The organism is Idiomarina sp. 017G (assembly GCF_004362265.1).
GTDB lineage: Bacteria > Pseudomonadota > Gammaproteobacteria > Enterobacterales > Alteromonadaceae > Idiomarina > Idiomarina loihiensis.
On sequence record NZ_SNWT01000013.1, the window covers coordinates 1 to 15,578 of the forward strand.

General features: G+C 44.9%; 13 protein-coding genes. 4 read left to right on the plus strand and 9 right to left on the minus strand.

The annotated features are described in order from the left end of the window. Positions 1-127 precede the first annotated feature (127 nt). The 3 genes from DEU30_RS12950 to DEU30_RS12960 all read right to left on the minus strand — a co-directional run bounded on the left by DEU30_RS12950 (position 128) and on the right by DEU30_RS12960 (position 1,815). Entirely contained in the window at positions 128-610 is a 483-nt protein-coding gene (locus DEU30_RS12950; protein WP_034819479.1) for a hypothetical protein, read from the minus strand. Positions 611-681: 71 nt separating this feature from the next. Further along, positions 682-1,152 (minus strand): hypothetical protein, encoded by a 471-nt coding sequence (locus tag DEU30_RS12955; RefSeq protein ID WP_034819481.1) that lies wholly within the window; start codon positions 1,150-1,152, stop codon positions 682-684. Between the two features lie 111 nt (positions 1,153-1,263). Continuing rightward, a complete protein-coding gene (locus DEU30_RS12960) occupies positions 1,264-1,815 on the minus strand; it encodes a hypothetical protein (RefSeq protein ID WP_011235821.1) in 552 nt (183 codons plus the stop codon). A gap of 200 nt (positions 1,816-2,015) precedes the next feature. Here DEU30_RS12960 and DEU30_RS12965 point away from each other — a divergent pair, with 200 nt between their 5' ends. After that, positions 2,016-2,918: a polysaccharide hydrolase gene (locus DEU30_RS12965; protein WP_011235820.1), complete on the plus strand. Its 903-nt coding sequence runs from the start codon at positions 2,016-2,018 to the stop codon at positions 2,916-2,918. A gap of 56 nt (positions 2,919-2,974) precedes the next feature. Here DEU30_RS12965 and DEU30_RS12970 read toward each other — a convergent pair whose 3' ends face one another. The 3 genes from DEU30_RS12970 to DEU30_RS12980 all read right to left on the minus strand — a co-directional run bounded on the left by DEU30_RS12970 (position 2,975) and on the right by DEU30_RS12980 (position 8,117). Further along, complete coding sequence (locus tag DEU30_RS12970; RefSeq protein ID WP_011235819.1) at positions 2,975-3,643, minus strand: HAD family hydrolase; 669 nt, start codon at positions 3,641-3,643, stop codon at positions 2,975-2,977. A gap of 26 nt (positions 3,644-3,669) precedes the next feature. Then, positions 3,670-5,709: a phospholipase C, phosphocholine-specific gene (locus tag DEU30_RS12975; RefSeq protein ID WP_011235818.1), complete on the minus strand. Its 2,040-nt coding sequence runs from the start codon at positions 5,707-5,709 to the stop codon at positions 3,670-3,672. Between the two features lie 62 nt (positions 5,710-5,771). Then, entirely contained in the window at positions 5,772-8,117 is a 2,346-nt protein-coding gene (locus DEU30_RS12980) for a TonB-dependent receptor (protein ID WP_011235817.1), read from the minus strand. A 286-nt stretch (positions 8,118-8,403) separates the two neighbouring features. Here DEU30_RS12980 and DEU30_RS12985 point away from each other — a divergent pair, with 286 nt between their 5' ends. The 3 genes from DEU30_RS12985 to DEU30_RS12995 all read left to right on the plus strand — a co-directional run bounded on the left by DEU30_RS12985 (position 8,404) and on the right by DEU30_RS12995 (position 11,957). Further along, the gene (locus DEU30_RS12985) at positions 8,404-9,138 is read left to right on the plus strand and encodes a DeoR/GlpR family DNA-binding transcription regulator (RefSeq protein WP_279512853.1); all 735 of its coding nucleotides are present in this window, start codon (positions 8,404-8,406) and stop codon (positions 9,136-9,138) included. A 91-nt stretch (positions 9,139-9,229) separates the two neighbouring features. After that, positions 9,230-10,531 (plus strand): DUF5690 family protein, encoded by a 1,302-nt coding sequence (locus tag DEU30_RS12990; RefSeq protein ID WP_011235815.1) that lies wholly within the window; start codon positions 9,230-9,232, stop codon positions 10,529-10,531. 193 nt (positions 10,532-10,724) lie between these two features. Next, entirely contained in the window at positions 10,725-11,957 is a 1,233-nt protein-coding gene (locus tag DEU30_RS12995; protein WP_011235814.1) for a permease, read from the plus strand. Here DEU30_RS12995 and DEU30_RS13000 read toward each other — a convergent pair. The 3 genes from DEU30_RS13000 to DEU30_RS13010 are packed head-to-tail and all read right to left on the minus strand — an operon-like array spanning position 11,948 to position 15,541. Further along, positions 11,948-12,307 (minus strand): MerC domain-containing protein, encoded by a 360-nt coding sequence (locus DEU30_RS13000; protein ID WP_011235813.1) that lies wholly within the window; start codon positions 12,305-12,307, stop codon positions 11,948-11,950. The two genes, DEU30_RS12995 and DEU30_RS13000, sit on opposite strands and share 10 nt — an antisense overlap. Before the next feature lie 17 nt (positions 12,308-12,324). After that, on the minus strand, positions 12,325-13,470 hold the full coding sequence (locus tag DEU30_RS13005; protein ID WP_011235812.1) for a heparan-alpha-glucosaminide N-acetyltransferase domain-containing protein: 1,146 nt from the start codon (positions 13,468-13,470) through the stop codon (positions 12,325-12,327). Continuing rightward, positions 13,460-15,541: a TonB-dependent siderophore receptor gene (locus tag DEU30_RS13010; protein ID WP_114982434.1), complete on the minus strand. Its 2,082-nt coding sequence runs from the start codon at positions 15,539-15,541 to the stop codon at positions 13,460-13,462. Before DEU30_RS13010 ends, DEU30_RS13005 begins: the two co-directional genes overlap by 11 nt. Positions 15,542-15,578: the final 37 nt, after the last annotated feature.

Genomic DNA, 15,578 nt, shown 5'->3' on the forward strand with positions numbered 1-15,578 from the left:
TGACACTGTCTCAGCTAACCATCCACTTTGAAGGTCGACTGGATGGCCACATAGATTTATGAAAACTTGGCTGACACAGAATATTGAACACTCTCTTCAAGGATTAGAACCTGTAATTTAGTCATTTTTAGATTTTTTCTGAAATGTCAGGGTCATTCTCGTTTTCTTTGTAGACTAAGTAAACTTCCCCTTCAATGGCTTTAAGCTGTGCCTCGTAAACAACATCTTCTATTAAGCGTACTCTTTCAGGCTTCGTTATAATTTCATTATTAGCTTTATGAACACTCAAAAAGCTTGTGAAATACGAGCGCTCTATCCAATAGATTTTGGAATCTGATTTTAAAGTGCTGACGACAGAAATATTTTGTCTAACAGGTAAAAACATAAGAGCCAGTATAGCTAACGACAGTAATGGGGTGACGGCTTCTTTTAAACTGAAAGCGAGTAACGTTATGACGATAAAATACAGTGATAAGATGCCTGTTACTATCAACCCTATTCCGTTATTTCCAGTAACTTCATTTATGAAACTGAACTGAAAAAAGTAAGAAAGTAAACTAATAATAAAAGGTACAGCGTACAAAAATAGAGTGCTTTTTTTACTTAACATGCAGCTATACCTTAATTGATTTAAGAGGGGAATATTTCTTCTTTTTTAGATAACGCTACTAAACGAGAAACTCACAGTCCTTTAAAATTTTTGGCTGGCTGACTAGTACACCAGTCCCATACTAATTGAGACAGCTCCGGTGAGCTGTCGGCTTCGCCTCGGCCCATTTTCCAGTGTTCATAGCCTAAGGCTAATATTTTTTCGTTAATGGCGTCCTGGTAGGTACCGGAAGTCGTGGGAAAGAAGCGCTCCAGTTGTTTGCGGTTCTGCTCTTCGGTTACGTAGTAGTCGTCCGGGTTATCTTTAAGATCAGCCACTGTTTTGGCGACCATATTGGTTTTTAAAACCATACCAGAGCAACTTTTCCAACGGGCCTGCAGCAGCTTGCCATGCTCAGACTGGTCGTTGTCATAAGGTGTTTTACCTGGGTTTTCATACAAAGATTCCCATGGCTTATCCATCGACTGTTCAGGTGGTGTTTGTGCATTAGCGGAGAGACTTAAAGTAAGGGCGGCTGCAAACATTATTCCTGTTGATTTCATCAGTCATATTCCTGTGTTTAAGATAAACTTAAAGGTTTTTACTTCCTTACCTTAGTGATAATAACTTTATTGAAGCAGTGACAACGAGTCAACGCCTGGGGATTAACAGCTCTAATTCGTTTGAGCAATATTACCGGCTTTTATCCGACGTAATGCTTTGCTGGCTAAAATTTTGCTACCTTTTCGCTGAGGCTCTCCTCCTAAAAGCTGTATAGCCACGCTTTGTTCTTTATACCAGACCGCCAGTGTTGGCATTGCGCCTTGCATCCAGTGTGCTTCATCGCCAATGCCTAAGACTGGCTCACCTAATCGACGAGCTTGGGTTAATACATAGCCTCCCATGTTGTCACTTTCATGGTCGTGGTAGTCCCAGGATACAGTCAACTGAAATGGCTCTTTGGTGGCCAAGTCAGGATCCAGATCATTTCGTACCCAAACGCAGGTTGAATAACCTTGCTCAGCTCTTTCTTCTGCTATATGAACGCCTTCGCTGGTGGGAATATGATCCAGAACGTCTTTTTCTGTCAGAAGCTTACAAGCGGGTGTATTCGATTTATTGGGGAGCATATCGGTTTTCTGCGAAACTGACTGTGCTGTCGTCGATACCGATATCAGCAGCAAGCTAGCTGTTAAAAAAGGGGCAAAAAAAGCTTTGGTTAACATAGCGTCTCCTTCTGAAACTTCTCATTCCGTTGTGTCTGAATCAACTTTTCACCCAGTATATTAATTAACCTTTAAAATAATATCCAGATAGCGGGTTCGCGAACCTAAACTTAGTTTCTAGGGTCGGTTATTCAAATAAGGTTGCCGCCCATCCGGCAAAGCTCGATAATCTCTAAAGGATCACCTAAGGAATGACACCAATGTTTTACCGAAACTGTTTTGCTGCAAGTTTATTGGTTTTAGCCTGCTCGCAACTAACCGCTTGTAACTCTGATTCGTCTTCAGAAAGCTCGGATCACCAAGAATCCGGCATATGGCAACCCAAGCCAGGAACAAGCTGGCATTGGCAGCTGGAGAACTACGATAACCTGGATATAAGCAAGGACGCCGAGGCGTTCGATATCGACTTATTTGAAGGTGCCGAGGGTGGTGACGACAGTATTATCAGTTCATTAAAGGACAACGGTAAACGGGTTATTTGTTATTTTAGTGCCGGAACCCGTGAAGACTGGCGGCCCGATGCGACTGAATTTTCGGAAGACGCGGTTATTGCCAACGGTGAAATGGCGGACTGGCCGGGTGAAGTATGGCTGGACATAAACAATGAGGCTGTCCTGAATGAAAACATCAAACCCATTATGGAAGCGCGTCTGGACTTAGCTCAATCTGCAGGTTGTGATGCGGTTGAACCCGACAATGTCGACGGCTATATAAACACTGACGAGACAAAAGGCATTATCACTTACGATGATCAGCTAAATTACAATAAATGGTTAGCCAATGCCGCACACTCGCGAGGGTTAAGCATTGGTTTAAAGAATGATGTAGACCAACTGAATGAACTGGTTAATGACTTTGATTTTGCCGTAAACGAACAGTGTTATGCCTACGGAAATGAATGCGTGAGTTACGAGGACACTTTCCTGAAAAATAACAAAGCGGTGTTTGTGCAGGAATATTATGAAGACGGCTCAGAGGGTGAAATCAGCCAGCAGGAGTTTGAAAGTAATGCCTGCTCTTACTTCCTTGACGTTGGAATATCCGCTTTATGGAAAGAGGGTTTTAACCTGGATGGGGAAAATGTTCTGAGCTGCAGCGAATAGAATTTTAAAGCAAAGGTCAGTTTCATTAAAACAAGAAAACGAACTGACCTTTGAGCTTATATGCTCCACTCGTGAGTATGCCAGTCGTTTTCTTTCGCAATTGAGCGCATTTGTTCGTTACCATTTATAACATGGCTGTTAAGCGCGTAATCCAGTAATGGTACGTCGTTAATTGAGTCACTATATATGCAGCCTAACGGTAAGTCTTCTAAGTCGTGCTGTTTTTGCCACTGCTTTAAAAGAGCAACTTTTCCTTCTCCAAAGCTAAATGGCTCTATTAGGTTTTGTGTGAACTTATTGCTAGAGACCTCAATATCGATTCCAATAACATACTGAATACCAAAAAGAGCAGCAATGGGCTCTACTATAATGGTGGGGCTGGCAGAAATAACCAGAAGAATGTCTCCTGCTTTCTGATGCTCCCTGACTTTACGCATACCTTCTGTATAAATGCGAGGCTTAATATAGTGTTCAGCAAATTCGGCAGCCAGAGTTCTGATTTCAGTAACCCGTTTACCTTTTATGGGTAAAACCCATGCCTGCATATAATCCTTCATATTCATTCGTCCGCTACTGTAATCCTGCATGATTTCGCTGCAAATCTCAGTCGCTTCTTTGCTGTAAGGCCAAGAGTTTTTTCGTAAAAAGTACATCCAGTCCTGCGCACTATCTGAATCAACCAGGGTGCCATCAAGGTCAAATACAGTAAGCTTTGGTTTTGTCATTATTAAAGTACGTCCTTAAGTACACCTTAACGATTCAGGCGGCCGGCAAATTGTCTAAGAAAAGAATCAGATGAGGTGCTCGTCACTGAGACATCGTAGCGTTGATTACTGTCCGTCGGTATATGAACGACCTGTCCTTGAGGCAGCCTTTTTTTCGTATCAACGTCTTGTCCAAGATAGTAGGTAAAGCCGTCACTACGAGCCAATAGGCCGCAGTACTTGCCGTCACTGATAAAGCTAATATCTCTTCCGGGTTGTATTTCAGAATGTTTTCCTGCTAAGCGACGATGAAAACCTTCTGGCCCCATGACTTGCAAGTCATAAGCATCTTCAATTAGCGTCCACTCTCTGCTCGTTTTATTTTTGGCTTCGATAGTATATCGGTGCGGAATTGAGTCCAGATTCAGTCGGTTGTAAACATGGAATACAGCAGCGTGCTTGCCTTTATTAATGAAGGTCAGCTTCAATGTATTGGTTTCCGGCAGCTCATCCCACTCTAAATCCAGCTTATAGAGGCTAGGCCGGTGTGGACGCATACCCGGTTCCTGGGCAGGCATCGACTGTTGAATCGGAAGTTTAGGCGTTGTTCTTTTTGGCAGTGCCGCTGCCCTTTTTGCGTCAGCTGTGGGGTCAGGAAAAGCTAACGGCAAGTCCCTGTTTGGATTTACGAAGTCAAAAGCATTTGTGAAATCACCACAAACAGCCCGTCGCCAGGGGCTAATGTTGGGTTCTAAAACACCGAAACGTTGTTCCAGAAAACGAATAACCGAAGTATGATCGAGAACTTCCGAGTTAATGTAGCCGCCCCGACTCCAGGGAGAAATTACGTAGGCTGGAACGCGTGGTCCCAATCCGTAGGGTCTTCCCATGTAGTCTTGTACTTCCAACGACTCATCCGCTTCGGATCGATGAGTATGATACTCCCCTCGGGTAGACACCTGAGAATGGCCTGCATATCCGCCGGGTGATGCTGGATCTTCTGAAGGCGGTGCTGGTGGCGGTACGTGATCGAAAAATCCGTCGTTTTCATCAAACATGATAAACAATGCTGTTTTTGCCCAAACCTCAGGATTCGCCGTTAGAGCGTCTAATACCTCTGAGGTATATGCAGCCCCTTGTGCCGGGCTAGATGGTCCAGGATGCTCGGAACCTTCCGCTGTTGCTATAATATAAGATACAGAAGGCAACTTATTTTCCATAATATCTTCTCGCAGCTGGTCTAAAGCCTGAGTCGTTAACCCTCGTTTTGCGAGCTCTGGATTTGAACCTGGCTTACCTGCTACTGAGTTTTGAAACGCAGCAAACCCGACAAGCGGATTGTCCGTAAAATTATCCGACATATCCTGATAAATACGCCAATTTACACCTGCTTCCTGCAACCTTTCCACGTAGGTTGTCCAGGTGTATGGAATGGCTGCACCACCATCTTCAGGTAAACGGTCATGTGAGTTACCAATACTCGGCCCACCAAATTGGGCCTGCCCGTCGTTGGTTCCGGACCAGAGGAACAAACGGTTGGAGTTGGTTCCCGCATGCATAGAACAATGGTAAGCATCGCATAGTGTAAAGGCATCGGCTAAGGCGTACTGAAATGGCATATCCGCGCGCTCAAAGTAACCCATTGAGTGCAGATTTTTTGCTTCTGGCCAACGATCCATGTGCCCGTTATCCCAAGCCGCTTGCGCATCTGGCCAGGAATGAGGCGTGCCTTCTACACGCATATGTTCGAATGTTTGGCGTGTATTTAACGCAAATGGGGTGACAAATTTAGGGCCTATTTCAGTTTGGTTTAATTGCGTGAATATCGTACGGTCTTTGATTTGGTCAAACGATTTAGCTGGTGCAGGATAAGGGTCGGAAAAACCTCGTGCTCCTGACAAGGTACCGAAGTAATGATCAAAAGACCGATTTTCCTGCATCAGAATAACCACGTGCTCAATATCTTTTATCGTGCCAGTACGTACCGCAGCAGGAATAGCCAAAGCTCTTGATATTGCGGGAAAAGAAGCCATTACGCTGGCAGCTCCTGCCCCTAAAAGAAACCGACGGCGACTAATATCGACCATAGAAGTAACTCCTTGAAGAGGCATTAGATTTCGAAATCTAATGCCTCTTACCTAACATCTGGTTAAAAATCAGCACTAACAGAGAAAGTCACCGTTCTTGGTGAACCGGGATAAACACTGTTACTGCCAACAGCCGATATATACTCATCGTCGAGCAGGTTATTCACATTCAAACGCAGGCGAAGAGCCGATATGCTGGAGGAAACACCCTGAATATCAGTACCAATGTAGGCATCTACCACTTCATACCCAGGCGCGGTGGCTGAGTTCTCAAAGTTGATAAATCTATCCCCAATATGGCGCAGAGAGATTCCACTCGTTATGTTGCTACCGACATAATCAGCTGCGATGGTGAAGAAAGTTTTTGGTCCGCCGTATACTTGGTTCCCAGCCCGAATTTCTGCGTCTTGGTCAAGACCGGTATCACCTGTACTAAGGTACTCAGCATCATTATAGGTATAAGACCCAGAAACTCTCAGGCCGCTGGTAACTTGATATGAGGTGAGCAGTTCAGCGCCGCGACTCTTCTGACCACCAACGTTCACATAGCTGCCGTCGACTTCTTCTTTGTAATCGATACCATCCAATACACTAGTATCCAATTGTACAATTCGGTTATCGAATTTAATGTCGTATAAGGTAACCGCTGCGTTAAAGCCATTGTTGATATAACGGAAGCCTAACTCAATGTTCTCCGCCGTTTCAGGATCAATGCCACCCAGTTCTGAATTAGATAAACCGGAATCAATGATACCAGGAACAATGGATTTATAGTTTTCAGAGTAGCCGGCAAATAACTCTAAACCATTAACCGGTGTTGTATAGGTTAACCCTGCGTAGAGTAACGGATCTGAAGTGGAGTCTAATTGACCCGTTCTGTCATCGTTATAGAAGTGATCAACCGTAGTATCGACCTGATATTGTTTTACGCCGAGACTTGCGCTCAGCGGGCCTAAAACCGCTTTTTCCTGAGCGTAGTACATGAGTTCTTTAGTGTTTGCTTCGGTTTTATATTGAATCCAGTAAGGGGTTTCATTGAATTCCGGGCTAATTGCCGAGTTCTCAACTAAATGCCATGAGCGCGTTACATCGGCATCGTAGTTTTCATACCAAAACCCGCTGCGTAAGGTATGTTGTATGTTGCCAGTTTCAAAGTCGTAGGAAACATCCCCCGTTATGCCATAACGATGATTGGCATAATTTGACGTACGATATGAGCCAACCCCTTCGACATTGCCATCATAACAATTGGGATCTTTTTCAGCGTCTAAACCATATCGACCAGTGCAAGAGTCAATCAATGTACCTGGTACATTTGTACCGGCGTTAACGAAAAAGATATCGTCACCCTCGTAATCGCCATAAATTGTGTTACCGGAGCGTTCGTTATCCAGGTTTCCATCTCCATCGACATCGGTAATGTAGGGAGGGATCCAGTCACCACGGCCTTTCATTCTGTGATAATAAACGGCGGTATTGAATGAAAAGTTGCCAAAGTCTTTTTCGACCTGAAAACTATAAAATGAATTATCACGCAGTGCACGCCAGCCATCGCGATAGTTTTCATCAAGACCAGGAATTCCGGTCCAGTTCATGTGTAATCCGTCGTGACGAGGGTTTTCATAATAATCTTCTAAAGAAACATATTCATATTCGTTTTCATTAGCCGAATTGTAGGTAGCGAAGCCTGTAATATGAAACCCATCAATAATGGTTGTGATTTTACCCGTAAGATAATCTTTCTCCGTGATAGCTTCATTATCCCAAACGTCCTTATTTTGCGAAGATGAGCCACTGAGATAGAAGTAGGTATCTGGACTAATTTCACCTGAGTCGTAACGGAAACGGTACTTACTCGCGTCCTGGTCGCCTGCCATATAGAGTAAGCTTAAGTTTTCTTCCATTAATGGATCGGAAGTAATGAAATTCAGTGTTCCACCTAATGCCTCATTTGATCTCGAGCTGATATCCGCCGTTCCCTGACTGACTTCCACGGTTTCAAGATCGAGCACGTCAATAAATCTATTCGCTTTACTACCGCCGCCGTAGTTTGAGCCGCCGTTTGGTAAGCCATCAAGCGTTGTACCAATTTGCCCGTTATTGGTATTAAAGCCTCGCATTCGGATGTTAGTCATCCAGTCAGATGAACCGAAGGTATCAGCTTCCTGTACAATAACTCCGGGTAATTCCTGTACAACAGTGTTTACTGAAGCATTGGCTGGACGACGTGAAATCATATCCATTGAAACCGTGTTTGAGGCGAAAGTCTGTCTCTTACCTACAACAATGATTTCTTCCATTTGTTCGTCTTTTTTACTCGTTTCTTCTTTATCCTGATCAGCTATCGCTGATGCTGAGGCTATTGCCAGTATTAATGGTGAAAGTGCAAATCGTTTGTAGCCGTTCATGTGTATCTCCCCAGGTATGCTAAACGTGGAAGTAATAGGACCAAAATGACCTTTCACCTCCAGCTATGATTTTGAGCGAGGCCAATATAGAATTAAAATGTGACAGTGGTGTGATATTTTGTTGTATTAATTATTAATAATGTGAGTTTATGTGGTTTTTAATGTTGGAAGTGGATTAAGATTTACTTCTGCTCTAAAGTAGCAACTTGTTAACTCATTGAATTACATGCGCGCAACCAATAAACGTGTGGGGATGGATGTGAATATGTCTGAGCGTTTAATCACTATGTTGGAGTTGATTAGGCTTCATAGATCAATGTCTGTTGTCGATCTTTCACAGCGTTTTGAGGTGTCAGAAGAAACCATACGACGTGATATACGGCAGTTAGAAACTACCGGCAGAGTGGTTAAAGTGCATGGTGGAGTTCGTCTTTCCACTTCAACTCTAGAGCCCCCATACCAAGGGCGCGTAAGTTTGAATGCTGCGGCTAAAAAAGAAGTTGGAGAGAAAGCTACCGAATTAGTCGAAGATGGGATGACGGTTTTTATTGACTGTGGTTCAACCAGTTACTGGTTTTCAAGAATGTTGACCAAACCTAAGAAGTTACTGGTAGTGACAAATTCGCTGGATGTAGCAAATGAAGTCATTGGTCGCGATGATTGGCGGTTAGCATTTACTGGTGGACAAATTGATCCAGATTACCGGGCCGCTTTCGGGCGGGAAGCTATTATTCAGGCTCGGCAGTTCACACCCGATCTGCTATTTCTGTCTATCGGTGGTATTCATTCCGACATAGGGCTACTTGATTTCAGTATTGATGAGGCTAATTTTAAGCGTTCACTTCTTGATAGAGCTCGCCGAAAAGTCGTACTGACCGATTCTTCAAAGTTTAGTGGGGCTGGTTCCGTTCATCTGGCCGATTTTGACCAAATTGATACGATAGTTTGTGATAAACCGCCCGAAGACCCGTTGAAATCTGCACTCGATAATGCCCAAGTGGAGGTTATTTGTAGCCGTTAACCCGCTATCAGGTTAGCGTCGGGTAGTAACATAAATTCTTCATATTCTGCGCGTAATATTGGCCGTTCTCACAATGGTAGGAATGGCACTTATGGTTTCTCTCACTAAGAATACAAAGCGCAGTAACACCTTCTGGTTTATTCTCTACGCCTCAAGTGCCGCTTTCTCGACCTATTTTTGTATGTATGCGTTCCGGAAGCCTTTTGCCGTGGCAAGCTACGAACAGGCTCAGTTCGTTGCAGGGATCGATTTCAAAAGTGCATTAATTATTGCGCAGGTATTAGGTTACGCCCTATCCAAGTTTGTCGGTATTAAAGTCGTATCGGAAATGACGGCAAATTATCGCAGTGTTGCCATTCTCACGTTGGTAATGGCAGCACAGTGCTCACTTATGGCTTTTGCCGTTGCGCCGGGGAACTGGAAGCTAGTCGCGCTATTCTTTAACGGTTTACCGTTAGGCATAATCTGGGGCCTGGTCTTCAGTTACTTAGAGGGAAGAAGAACCACGGAAGTCTTGGGTGCTATTTTATCTATTAGTTTCATTGTGTCTTCTGGTGTCGTAAAAACCGTCGGTAAATACCTGATGCTGGACTTACAAGTCAGCGAATACTGGATGCCGGCTGCCACGGGCGCTATTTTTACTATCCCGTTATTCATTTCCGTATATTTTCTTTCCAGGATTCCCCCGCCGACACACCAGGATAAAGAGGAACGCCATAAAAGGGAGCCAATGACATCCGAAGATAGGATCCAATTAGTGCGGAAATACTCGATAGGTTTGGGCTGCATGGTCGTCAGTTATATATTACTGACCGCTATGCGCGACTTCAGTGACAATTTTGCAGCAGAAATATGGATAGAACTAGGGTATGGCGACAGACCCGCAATATTTTCTTCCGTTGCGCTGTATACGTCATTGACTGTTCTACTTTTGCTAAGCTCGATAATGTGGATTAAAAACAATTTTCGGGCATTTATGGTTAACCATCTGATGGTTATTGGGGGATTTCTTCTCTTAGGTGTTAGCAGCTTATTCTATCAAAGCGGTGGAATTTCAGGTTCATCATGGATGATAGCGCTAACTATTGGGATTTATCTGGCTTATGTTCCTTTTAACTGTCTTATTTTCGATCGCATGTTATCGATGATAAACGACAAAGCTAATGCCGGATTTCTTATTTATATCGCGGATGCTATGGGTTATGCGGGAACCGTCGGTATACTGCTGTACCGTAACTTCTTTGAAATAAAGCTAAGTTGGCTAAACTTTCTATTAGAGAGCGCTTACTTTACGGCTCTTCTGGGTAGCGTGTTGATGGTATGTTCCGCCTGGTTTTTCCGCCAGCGCTTCTATAAAGAACACTCAAAGACTCTTATTAAAAGCTCAGCTTAACTGGAAATGAAAAGGGGCTACACGAAAGCGGCTCAAAAGTGCTCTTTTAAGAAAACGTCACGAGACTGTCACGGAACAAGGCGTTTTGATCAATTTTGGACAGGCTTAACGTAAGCTACTATTTTGAATGTAGTCATATTTTTATTTTAATCTGCTGAATTCTAAAATAATTTAACCAGACCAAGGAGCCAGCATGGAGAATTTTCTATCGCTATGGGGTGAGTCGGCCTATACCAGCCTGGGTTTTTTCTGGATGGCGCTGTGGGCGTTTGTATTAGGTTATTTAATCAGTAGCTTAATCCAAGTGCTTATCACTAAGCGGCGAATGCGCAAGGCTATGGGCGGCAATGATCTTAAGTCTGTGTCGCTGGGTACTTTCTTTGGCTTTATCTCCAGTTCCTGCAGTTTTGCTGCGCTATCAACCACCCGGGCTTTGTTTAACAAAGGGGCTGCGTTCAGTGCTTCAATGGCGTTTATGCTGGCCTCCACGAATCTGGTTATTGAACTGGGTTTTGTTATTTCTATTTTCCTTGGTTGGCAGTTTGTAGTTGGTGAATACGTTGGCGGGTTGTTGCTAATTCTATTCGTCTGGCTCTTTATTACGCTAACCAACCCTAAAAACCTAATTAAGAATGCGCGAAAAGAAGACGAAGAGGACGACGAACATCAACACGAGAGCACATTATCGGATCTTTTCAGTAAGGATACCTGGCAGAAAGTTGGCCAAAAGTACGTAATGGAATGGCAAATGGTCTGGCAAGACGTACTCATTGGTTTTACCGTTGCCGGCGTTATTTCAGCCTTTTTGCCTAGTGCGTTTTTTGAATGGTTGTTTATTGGTGTGGGTACAGAGGGTGACCCGGGTTTCTGGTCGTTACTTCAACAAGCGATAGTGGGTCCGGTGGCTGCATTTTTCACCTTTATTGGTTCTATGGGCAACATTCCATTAGCGGCCGTTTTGTTTGGTGAAGGTGTGGCCTTTGCCGGGGTTATGGCGTTTATTTTCTCCGACTTAATTGTACTGCCGGTTGTTAAAATTAATGCGCGTTATTATGGCTGGAAAATGGCACTGTATATTACCTTAATGCTATTTACCTGCCTGGTAGCGGCGTCTTTAGCTATGCATTATGGTTTACTGGCGTTTGATCTACTGCCGGATGCGTCGCAGTGGTCCTCTCCGGCAGAACAACAGCACTTTAAGTTGGACTATGGTTTTGTTCTCAACCTTATTTTCTTACTGCTGAGCGTGGTTATGGTTGTGCTTTGGCGGCAGAAGCAAAAAGAACACGAACACCACCATCATCATGACCATGGCGGCGGTTCGTCTTTAGGTGACAAGGTTATGAATGGGCTGTGTGGTATCAGTGTTCTTTGGCTGCTAGGCGGAATGGGCTTTTATCTTACAAGTAGCGCGGGTCAGTTCTGATCTGCGCAGTGCTCGTGCTTTAAATGAAAAAAGTGACCACTAATTAAGGTAAGCGAGCCAATAATAGTGAGTAAGATTTCAATTGGGCCATGAAAAAACTGGGCGATAACGACCGCTAAACAACCAAGCGGCAGTAGTACCCGACTGAGCTTCGCCTGCGGGTTTTTCCAGGCATAATACCCCTGAAATATCGCCATGGTTAACACCGGCAGCAATAATAGCCGGTGGAACAAAGGCGTTTCCAGAACACTCGCTAACGAGTTTGTCCCCAGAAAAATAAGCAGTATTGGCGTTGCCAGACAATGAACAAAACACAGGCCAGAGAAAAATATACCGAGTCTGTCACTCATGCCTTTCTCCTTAACCATCATAAATATTTCACCCAGGCTTTATTGCTGCGACGTTTGTATCGGTTAAACACTTGCGTTGGCTTATACAGTAAGGCGGCCAGTACAATGGTGGTTAACCACACCCAATAAATGTTGGGCAGACTCATAAAGCCTTCCTCCGGCGCCCCTAAAACTGCGGTAGCCAGAGTATAAAGCAGCAATAAAACGTAAAGATGGACTATGTAGAAAAACATGGGTGCGCCACCGAAAGCGGTCAGAACTTCCGTCCACTTTCCTTGTAAGCGCTCCATTAGGTAAAGCATGGCAAACATGCCGGCAAAGGTTATTTGCAGAAAATTCAGCGATGGCGGGTACTTGGTCACATTGAATATAGCCCGCGCGGTGGCGGCTAAACTCTCTTGCTGAGACCAGGCCTGTGTCTCGCCGTAGATATTAAAACCACGCAGCAACAGAAAGCCGGCGAGGCAAAACGTCGTTAGCCCTAATAACCAATAGGCTCTGCGCTCAGATGAGAAGGATTTGGAATACAAAGGTCCGGCCGCATAACCCAGCAAAATAACGCCTATCCACGGCAGTAACGGGTAGCTGGCTCGTATTGATAATGCGTCGGACTGTAAAATATAGCCGCGGTCATGAAGAATGGTCCAGGCTGTATAGCCCCACTCACCCGGTTTAAGGTGGATAAAGTCCAGCGCGTTATGCCCGGCAACAATAAGCAGACCCAACACAAACAGAAGCCGGTACGGTAAATTAACGCAGGCACCCAGAATGAGCATGCACAGACCAATAACCCATATTACTTGCAGGTACAGTGTTTCGTAGGCGCCAAACCATGAAAAGTTGATGACCGTAAGTTCCAATATCACCAGGAACAGTCCGCGCTTCCATAAAAACTCACGGGCGACGCTGGGCGAACCGTCATGCTTTTGCTGATACAACCAGGCTGAAAGGCCGGTTAGAAACACAAATATGGGCGCACAAAAATGTGCGGCAAAACGGCTCCAGAATAAGCCCGGCTCCGTAGTTTCCAGTATCATAGGGTCTGCAACCGGGTGATTATAAAAGAACCTCTCCCGTACGTGGTCCAGCAACATCAATATAATGACCAGCCCACGCAACGCATCAATACTGTTAATTCTTTGCGTGATAGTTTTAGAATTCATAAGTCAGGCTCACTGAAAACTGTCTTGGGGCTCCTGGTGTTGTCCAAAGCGCAGAGTAGGCGTTCGACATGTAATACTCGTCAAAAAGGTTATCAACGTTTATCTGTAATTCAGTGTTGTCGGTTAACCGGTGTGTATAGAACAGATCAAACACCTGATAACTGGGCAGACGATACGACTGATCGACCGTAGCGCCTAAACGGTCATCCACATAGCGAGCAGTAAGCCCTATATCAGCATTAATTTGCCAGTGTCTGAGGTCGTGTTTAACCATGGCGTTAAAGGTATTCTGAGGAATATTTACCAGGTCACTACCGGCAGGGACATTGACGCCCCAGTCGTAAACGGTAATATCATTTTTTGTTTCACTGTCTATGTAGCTGTAGGCAACCTGTAAATCGGTGTAACTGCCTAGCGACATGCCCCCTTCTATTTCAAACCCTCTACTGGTTGCTGCGCCCAGCGTGGCTGGATAGCCTGGGTGAGCCGGGTCATCCGTAAGAATGTTGGTTTTGGTGGCATCGAAAACAGCCGCATTTAACCGAAAGCCATGAGCGGAATATTTCATGCCCAGCTCTACTGAGTCGCTCTCTTCCGGGTCAAAACCCTGACCTTCGAAGTCGGTGCCGCTAATAGGAACAAAGCCTTCTGAATAACTGGCATACAGGGTTAAGTTATCCGTTGGCAAGTAGCTCAGTGCAACGCGTGGGCTAACCCGGCTGTCATCCTGTTCAGATTCCGTACCTGAAACCAGCTCTAAGGTTTCCTGTGTGTACTGATCCAGCCTTAAACCCAGCAGTAGATGCCACTGGTCATTAAGCTCAAGTTGATCCTGCACGTACAAACCGAAGCCCTTTTGATTCTCATCGTTAATGTATTGAGTCTGGAGTTCTGGTTTAGCTGCGCCATACTGAGGGTTAAAAATATCCAGCTCGTAAGTGCCTGGCTCCGGACGGGCGCGAGCCAATAAGGTGTATAAGTCATAACGGTATGCGTCGGCTCCCATCAATAAGTGATGGGTCATACCGAACAGCTCTGTGTTACCGCTTAATTCCAACCTTACTGATAAATCATCGGAGTCATAGTCACGACGGCGATGCTGACGTGTCAGAGTGCGGCCGTCTTCAAATAGTTTCTGGCGCGAGCCGGATAGCTCGGCATCTGACGAGTAGCCGTCCAACTTTGTGCTTCTGGCATTAATACCACCGGTTAAAAACCAGTCGTTTTGCAGATAGTGCTCAAAGGTTAACTGGTGGCCTTGTGAATTGATTTTAGTAGGGTCATCACTTGGTTCGCCCAGAAAGCGTTCTCGTGGAACAGTTTTAATGTTGTTATCTAAAACGACAATGCCGCGGTCAAACAACTGCTCCTGCTGCATGAACTCAAACGAATAAAGTATGGAGGTGTCTTTATCCAGTTGCCAGCGCAGCGACGGGTTAATAACCTTTTTCTTGCTGCTGACATGATCGCGGAAACTGTCGTCGTCCTGTATTGCACCGTTTATCCGCATGGCGAGGCTATCGCTAAGGCCGCTGGTGTAGTCACCTTCAATACGATAGCGGTCATCGCTGCCAAGGGAAGTCTTTAAGTATCCTTCCGGCGCGTATTGTGGTTTACGAGTAACTACATTAATTACCCCTCCCGGGTCCGAGCGGCCATACAGTGCAGAGCCCGGGCCTTTCAGAACTTCTACGTACTCAATATTGGAAACGTCCCGATGCCCGCCGAATCCGCGACCACTGGAGAAACCATTAACTAAATAACCAGTAGGTACATTTTCGTTGCCCGGAAACCCGCGCATGGAGTAGCTGTCCCATAAGTTACCGCCGTCGTTTTGCAAAGCAATTGACGGAGAAAACAGCAAAATATCGCGAAAACGGGAAATATTAATATCATCCACCAGGCTGCGGTCCAGCGTAGTAATTGCCTGAGGAATTTCTGAAACAGGAACATCTCCGCGGTAAGCCTGACGATAATTGACTTCAATGTGTTCGAAAGACTCCTGTTCTTGCGCAAACGAGCCCATACTTATGATAGAGAGTAAACTTAAGGTAACTGTTTGGTATTTCATGGGTCCAAGACAACTCAGTTATTGTGTTTAAGTGTAA

What these genes read in the sequence shown, in the direction of transcription:
- DEU30_RS13005 (WP_011235812.1), bottom strand. Translation starts at nt 13,470, where the DNA reads ATGAATTCTAAAACTATCACGCAAAGAATTAACAGTATTGATGCGTTG.
- DEU30_RS12980 (WP_011235817.1), bottom strand. Translation starts at nt 8,117, where the DNA reads ATGAACGGCTACAAACGATTTGCACTTTCACCATTAATACTGGCAATA.
- DEU30_RS13000 (WP_011235813.1), bottom strand. Translation starts at nt 12,307, where the DNA reads ATGAGTGACAGACTCGGTATATTTTTCTCTGGCCTGTGTTTTGTTCAT.
- DEU30_RS12965 (WP_011235820.1), top strand. Translation starts at nt 2,016, where the DNA reads ATGTTTTACCGAAACTGTTTTGCTGCAAGTTTATTGGTTTTAGCCTGC.
- DEU30_RS12970 (WP_011235819.1), bottom strand. Translation starts at nt 3,643, where the DNA reads ATGACAAAACCAAAGCTTACTGTATTTGACCTTGATGGCACCCTGGTT.
- DEU30_RS12950 (WP_034819479.1), bottom strand. Translation starts at nt 610, where the DNA reads ATGTTAAGTAAAAAAAGCACTCTATTTTTGTACGCTGTACCTTTTATT.
- DEU30_RS12955 (WP_034819481.1), bottom strand. Translation starts at nt 1,152, where the DNA reads ATGAAATCAACAGGAATAATGTTTGCAGCCGCCCTTACTTTAAGTCTC.
- DEU30_RS12975 (WP_011235818.1), bottom strand. Translation starts at nt 5,709, where the DNA reads ATGGTCGATATTAGTCGCCGTCGGTTTCTTTTAGGGGCAGGAGCTGCC.
- DEU30_RS13010 (WP_114982434.1), bottom strand. Translation starts at nt 15,541, where the DNA reads ATGAAATACCAAACAGTTACCTTAAGTTTACTCTCTATCATAAGTATG.
- DEU30_RS12995 (WP_011235814.1), top strand. Translation starts at nt 10,725, where the DNA reads ATGGAGAATTTTCTATCGCTATGGGGTGAGTCGGCCTATACCAGCCTG.
- DEU30_RS12960 (WP_011235821.1), bottom strand. Translation starts at nt 1,815, where the DNA reads ATGTTAACCAAAGCTTTTTTTGCCCCTTTTTTAACAGCTAGCTTGCTG.
- DEU30_RS12990 (WP_011235815.1), top strand. Translation starts at nt 9,230, where the DNA reads ATGGTTTCTCTCACTAAGAATACAAAGCGCAGTAACACCTTCTGGTTT.
- DEU30_RS12985 (WP_279512853.1), top strand. Translation starts at nt 8,404, where the DNA reads ATGTTGGAGTTGATTAGGCTTCATAGATCAATGTCTGTTGTCGATCTT.